Source organism: Alcanivorax sp. HI0083, assembly GCF_001635175.1.
In genome coordinates this window covers 1-6,125 of the sequence record NZ_LWFX01001292.1, presented here as the reverse complement: position 1 = coordinate 6,125, position 6,125 = coordinate 1, and the positions used below count along the sequence as shown (strand labels likewise).

Sequence of the window (6,125 nt, the reverse complement as noted above, 5' to 3'; positions counted from 1 at the left end):
CTGCACGATGCCGATGGCAAAACCGAAATAGATGCCGGAATTACGGATGAACTTGAATTCCACATGGCCGGCTTCCAGAAACACCCGGTTGAGCAATTCCTTGTCGCGCACCAACGCGTTGATTACCAGATCCTTAAGGTCAAACACCCGGGTAATATTGCTTTTGATGTCCTCCATGATCTGCTCGACCATGTGCGGCGCTTCGTTCTGGATCCGCTGGATAATCAGCCGCTTCACCGATTCCGGTGCCGCTTCCCACAGGCCCGGCTGGTATTCCGCCGCCACTTCCCGGGTGATGTCTTCCACCGACTGAATCAGCGGATCACGAATTTCCTCCGCTACCCGGTGGGGGTCCAGCTTGTTGAACACATCCTCCGGTTTCAGCAACCGTTCCATCATCAAATCGCAGGCGATGCTGGCCATGGTGGCCGCCTTGCTCGGTACGATGCCCTGCCACCCGAAGAAAGGGCGCCAGCCGACGAATGTCAGTGGTTTGAACATCATCTTGATGGCCACCACCTTGGTGCCATAACCAATGGCCGCTGCCACAAACGGCATGGACAGGTAGAGAATCCAGTTGGCTTGCAGGTCAGCCAGTATCAAATTCAAATCGGTAATCACGGGCTACTCCTCAACGTCCGTAGGGGTGGTCATTAACGCCCACAATTGACGGCCCAGCGGACTGATCCGCAGGGTTTCCCGGCGCGTGGATAGTTTAGGCAGGTGGGTTTGCAGCTCGGTTTTCGCCGTACGAAAACCGCTATCGCCTTCACACAGTTCATAATCGGTCCGCAGTGCTTCGGTAAAACTGCTGGCGATCACCAGTCCCTGGGCAAACAGCCGGCTCAGGTACAGGGCAATAAAATCATTGCATTGGATACCCGCCGCACGGCCCACATTGGAGTGGCGGTACAGCACCTCGCCGCGGGAGAAACGCCCACCGCTCTGTACGGTCAGCAGGGGAAAAGCGCTGCCGTCAGATAACGCTGCCAGCAGGCGGGCTTCATCCGCCGTCAGGTTTGCCAACTGGTGTTGCACCAGCATGGCCTGGGCCTGCGGCACACTCTGCTCCATGGACACATCCAGCAGCTGGTGCAGACTGTCCGGCGAACCGTCCATTTCGCCGGGTTCATGGAGGGCTTCAAGGCGGTGCTTCAACCCGTGCAGCAGCTCCTGCTCCACCTCGTGATAACGGGCATCTGCACGCTGTACCGGCGGCAATTGCAGCAACAGCTGCTGGATCCGCGCCCGTAGCGATGCGGGCGACAATGGGGAGTCAGACACATTCGTTCCCTGTTGTTATTGTCGTTGTGGGCTTTCCCGGCCTTCCTTTCATACCGGCAAAGGAAACAGCCTGCCCTTTATTATTGAGTGTCCGGTCTTTTCGCGCGACTGCAAGTTACTGTGCGTATGCTTTCGGCAACCATGCAGCCCTCAGGGGCGTTCGCGCAACGCCAGCACCCGCGTGCGCAGATCGCCGGCTTGCACGGACTGGGGCGGCACCCCCGTACCAACAGCCAGTTTGATTCGCGACCAGAAACGCCGGGGCAGGCGGGTCAGTGCCTTGCCACCCTTATGGCTGAACACGCTGCCCCACAATCCGGACAGGGCCATGGGAATAACCGGCACCGGGCTGTCACTGACAATTTTCTCAATGCCCGCGCGAAATTCATCGATCTCACCGTCACCGGTGAGCTTGCCCTCAGGGAAGATACATACCACTTCCCCGGCGGCCAGCTCTTCACGAATACGCACAAAGGCTTGTTCGTAAATGGCCGGATTACGGCTTTTCGAATCAATCGGGATGGTCTTGCCGGTGCGGAAAATATAATTCAGCAACGGCATGTCATAAATCGGCTTGAACATGACAAAGCGAACCGGGCGACGAATGGCACCGGCCAACAGCAGGGCGTCCACGTAGCTCACATGATTACAGACAAGCATGCAGGGGCCTTCATCCGGGATGTTCTCCATTCCCTCATGCTTCACGCGGTACATGGTGTGGGTAAGCATCCACACCAGCAGGCGAATCAGGAATTCCGGCACCACGGTGTAGATATACGCCGCCACCAGAATATTGGTCAGCGCCAGCGCCAGGAAGAACTGCGGGACCGTCATTTCCAGCAGACCGATCAGCACAATGCCGGCCACCGCTGACAGCACCATCAACAGGGCATTGAGAATATTGTTGGCAGCGATGATCCGCGACAGATGCTTGGGGTTGGCACGGTGTTGAATGAACGCAAACAGCGGCACAATATAGAAACCACCAAACACACCAATGCCCAGCAGATCCAGCAAGACCCGGTACCCACCTGGCTGCTGCAGGAAGCTGACAACACCAATGCTGTTCGTGGTTGCCTGGGCCACACCGGCCAGCCCGGCGTAGGAGAAAAACAGATCGATGCCGAACAGGCTCAAGCCAATGGAGCCCAGCGGCACCAGCCCCAGCTCAACCCGTTTGCCTGACAGTTTTTCACACAGGAAGGAACCCAGCCCGATGCCTATGGAAAAGGTGCCCAGCAACAGCGCGTACAACCCATCGGTGCCAAACAGGTAATCATCCACATAGACTTTCAGCTGGGTGGTATAGGCCGCCCCCATAAACCAGAACCAGGAAATCGCCAGCACGCACATCCACACGGATTTCACTTCCCGCGCATAACCGACGATATGCCAGGTTTCTTTCCACAGGTTCCAGTTGATCTTGATGGATGCATCCGCAGCCGGGGCGGCGGGAATCCCCCTCGCTGCCAGATAACCCAGCAACGCCAGCCCCACCACCGTCATGGCAACGACCCCGTCGCCCACGCCATCCATTTTCAGCAGCACACCAGATATGGAGCCCAGCAGAATCGCCAGAAAAGTCCCCATTTCTACCAACGCATTACCGGATACCAGCTCCTTGTCGGTCAGATGCTGGGGGATGATCGAATATTTGATCGGCCCGAAAAAGGTGGATTGCAGGCCCATGCAGAACAACACGGCCAACAGGAAATAGACACCATCAAAAAAGAAGCCCACTGCGGCGGCAGACATGATGAACACTTCCACCATTTTGATCTTGCGCACCAGGGTGGCCTTGTCGTACTTGTCCGCAACCTGCCCCGCCAACGCCGAAAAAAGAAAGAAGGGAAGAATGAACAAAGCCAATGCCACATTGTTCAACGTGTTCACACTGACTGTGCTGACCACACCGGAGGCAATCAACAGAATCAGTGCCTGCCGAAACACATTGTCGTTGAAGGCCCCCAAAAACTGGGTAAAGAAAAACGGCCCGAAGCGCCGCGACGCCAGTAATGAAAACAACCCTTTCTGCATTTTTTCGCCTTTGGTTTTTGTTCGGGTTTGAGTTCAAAGTTCAAAGTCGAATCGCGATCCTGATGGTCAGCTTCTGGAAAGCGCAGCCCGCGCCATTCCCCATGAACGCGGGCAGCATATTTGCCGTCATGTAGAACATCGTTAGCGTTTCAACTTTGAACTTTCAACTCTCCCTCGCCCAACTATTTAAATAATGTTCCAGCAACGAATCCAGCATGGCCTGCTCATCCACATCGCCGGCCACTTCCAGTTTGTTTTCTGCCGCCAATACCGCAATGCCATGGACACTGCTCCACAGGGTACGGGCTGCCAGATGGATCGCAGCGGCAGACTGTCCATCTGCCAACCGGGCCATTTGCTGTTCCACCCGCTCAAACAACTGCGCCGTGCGTTGCTGGTACCAGGCGGGCACCGGCGCCGCATTCTGCATGCGATGCATAAACACCATCTGCCACAGTGCGGTTTGCGTGCGTGCCAATGACAGGTAGGCGCTGGCCATCTGATGCAGCGCCCGGGGCGGGGGCAGGTTGGATGACGCCTGCATGTCGCCCAACAGGGTATCCAGGGTCGCCGCGTTGGCATGCAGAATAAGGTCATCGAGATTGGCGAAAACGTGATAGAGCATACCGGGCGTATAACGGATTTTTTCCGCCACCTTGCGCACACTCAGTTTTCCCAACCCCTGTTCCGCCACCAGCTCGCGCACAGCGTCGATGGCCAGGGCCTGTAATTCTTCGCGGCTGTGTTGGTTTCGGCGTGCCATGGGTATGCCCTGCAATAGTTACCTGTTGTTCTGGAGCCAGTTACGTAAAAGGTAACGAGCCTGTTTTCCGGTTTGAGCGTGATCCCGTTGCGTCAGCGCAGCGGACAGTTAACCACAACATCTAAACGCCGTTCAATAGTGAGACTGTTGCCAGCCATGACAGTCTGCGTTCAGGAGGAGGCCGACAGCGGCGGGGCACCCGGACGACGGCCAATGGGACGGGCGGGGTTGCCGGCAACGATGGTCCAGGGCGGCACGTCACGGGTGACCACCGCGCCCATGCCCACTACGGCATGATCCCCCAGGGTGACGCCATCCACGATACCCGCACGGGCACCGATCCAGACGTCACAGCCAATACGGATCCCCCGGGAAGTCACAGGCTGCTCGCGCACCAGCCGGTCCGCATCCATGCCATGATTGAAAGCAAAGAGGGTGCAATATGCGGCAATGCGTGTGTCATCACCAATGTCGATACCCGCCGCGCCCCCTTCCAGGCTCACATGGTGGTTAAGGCTGACCCGCTGACCCAGCCGAACAGGGCCGTGAATGACGCAATCAGCAGCGATCTGGCAGCCATCTCCCACGATAATATCGCGACCCGGCTCGGCGAACAGAGCGGCCTGGGGCGCCACAAAGCAATTTTCACCCAGGTGCACCGTCTCCAACGCCATCAACCGTTGCTGGATCCCCTGTTGCCAGGGTTCTGCCCAGGCCCGGAGCTTTGGCTTCAATCGCCCGTACAGCCAGGGCATGTAGGCAAGGCGTTGCTTATGTTGTTCGCGGTAATCGTCGTCGGTCATAAAAGCAGGAGCGAGTTGAAAGTTTAACGTTGAAAAGCGCGAGTCAGGTTATTGGGCCCTGAAAGCCCGTGCCCGCGCAACCGCTGATACCCTGATCGCGGTGAAAATCGTTTTATCGACGATAAGGCCTTGTCCGCGTTTCAACTTTGAACTTTAAACTTTCCACTCAATGAAGTGTTTAGCCGCCCCCGCCCATGCAGTAGCATGCCCGACAACAACAAGGAGAACACCGTGAAGAAACTACTTCCTCTTGCTCTGGGCCTGGCGCTGGCCGGCTGTCAGCACATGGAATCGGCCATGCCCTGGATCAACATGGGTAACCAGATGGCCAAGAATGCCGGTTACAACACCGATGAGAAACTGGCCGCCGGCATTAAGGAAGCCCTGATCAAGGGGACGGATGTGGCCGCCGCCCAGCTGTCCCAGGAAGGGGCCATGAACCTGAAGCTGCCCAAGGCCGCGGATCCGGTGACCGATACGTTGCGTCAATTTGGCCTTGGCAGCTACGTGGATCAGTTGGAAACGGCCATGAATCGCGGCGCAGAAAAGGCGGTGGCCTCCGGTGCACCGGTCTTCAAGAACGCCATCAATGCCATGAGTGTGGATGATGCCCTGGGGATCATTCAGGGGGGCGATACGGCGGCGACCCAGTATTTCCGCGGGGAGACCGAGAACAGCCTGCGCCAGCGCTTCCAGCCGATTGTGGAAGAGAACCTGCGCAAGACCGGTTTCTACGACCAGTATCAGACATTGCTTGGCGCCTACGATAAGTTACCGCTTACTAACAAGCCCAATCTGGACCTGGAAAGTTACGTCATCGACAACAGCATGGACCAGCTCTATACCCGCATTGGCCAACAGGAAACCCGGATTCGCCAGAACCCCATGCAGCAGGGGAGTGCGCTGATCGGCGCGGTGTTTGGAAACTCGAACCAGTAGCTCGTCGATCCGCAAGAGCGTCGCTGGCAGCGCGATCACGACAGTATCGAGTTACGAGCAGCGAGCTTCGAAAGTCAAAACCCGAAAGCCGGGACAGTCAGGTTTTCGCTTCTCGCTCCTCGTGACTCGTACCTTAGGGAACCTCTGAAAAACTCCTTGCGTACTCAGTCTTTCAGTCTGGTTCGCAATCTATACCCCATTCGGGGCACAGAGGGCGCGCTTTTGAAGGTGTCCCCTAACTGGGATCGAGATATGTCCATCCATCGAAAAAGCGCAACAACGAGTGCGGGCCAGACTGG

At 57.0% G+C, this 6,125-nt stretch carries 6 protein-coding genes; 1 reads left to right on the top strand and 5 read right to left on the bottom strand.

Features of this window, described 5'->3' with window-relative positions:
- The 5 genes from A3754_RS19205 to A3754_RS19185 form a co-directional block, all read right to left on the bottom strand.
- The coding region (locus tag A3754_RS19205; RefSeq protein ID WP_369817629.1) for a DUF445 domain-containing protein at positions 1-621 on the bottom strand (621 nt) is incomplete at its 3' end.
- 3 nt (positions 622-624) lie between these two features.
- A complete protein-coding gene (locus A3754_RS19200; protein WP_231880698.1) occupies positions 625-1,284 on the bottom strand; it encodes a hypothetical protein in 660 nt (219 codons plus the stop codon).
- A 150-nt stretch (positions 1,285-1,434) separates the two neighbouring features.
- Positions 1,435-3,321 (bottom strand): MFS transporter, encoded by a 1,887-nt coding sequence (locus A3754_RS19195; RefSeq protein WP_063520982.1) that lies wholly within the window; start codon positions 3,319-3,321, stop codon positions 1,435-1,437.
- A 163-nt stretch (positions 3,322-3,484) separates the two neighbouring features.
- The gene (locus A3754_RS19190) at positions 3,485-4,084 is read right to left on the bottom strand and encodes a TetR/AcrR family transcriptional regulator (RefSeq protein WP_063520981.1); all 600 of its coding nucleotides are present in this window, start codon (positions 4,082-4,084) and stop codon (positions 3,485-3,487) included.
- A gap of 170 nt (positions 4,085-4,254) precedes the next feature.
- Entirely contained in the window at positions 4,255-4,887 is a 633-nt protein-coding gene (locus tag A3754_RS19185; RefSeq protein WP_063520980.1) for a DapH/DapD/GlmU-related protein, read from the bottom strand.
- Positions 4,888-5,118: 231 nt separating this feature from the next.
- On the opposite strand from A3754_RS19185, the gene A3754_RS19180 reads away from it, so the two are divergent.
- Positions 5,119-5,826, top strand: coding sequence for a DUF4197 domain-containing protein (locus tag A3754_RS19180; RefSeq protein WP_231880697.1), 708 nt, complete (start codon positions 5,119-5,121; stop codon positions 5,824-5,826).
- The last annotated feature ends 299 nt before the right edge of the window (positions 5,827-6,125 follow it).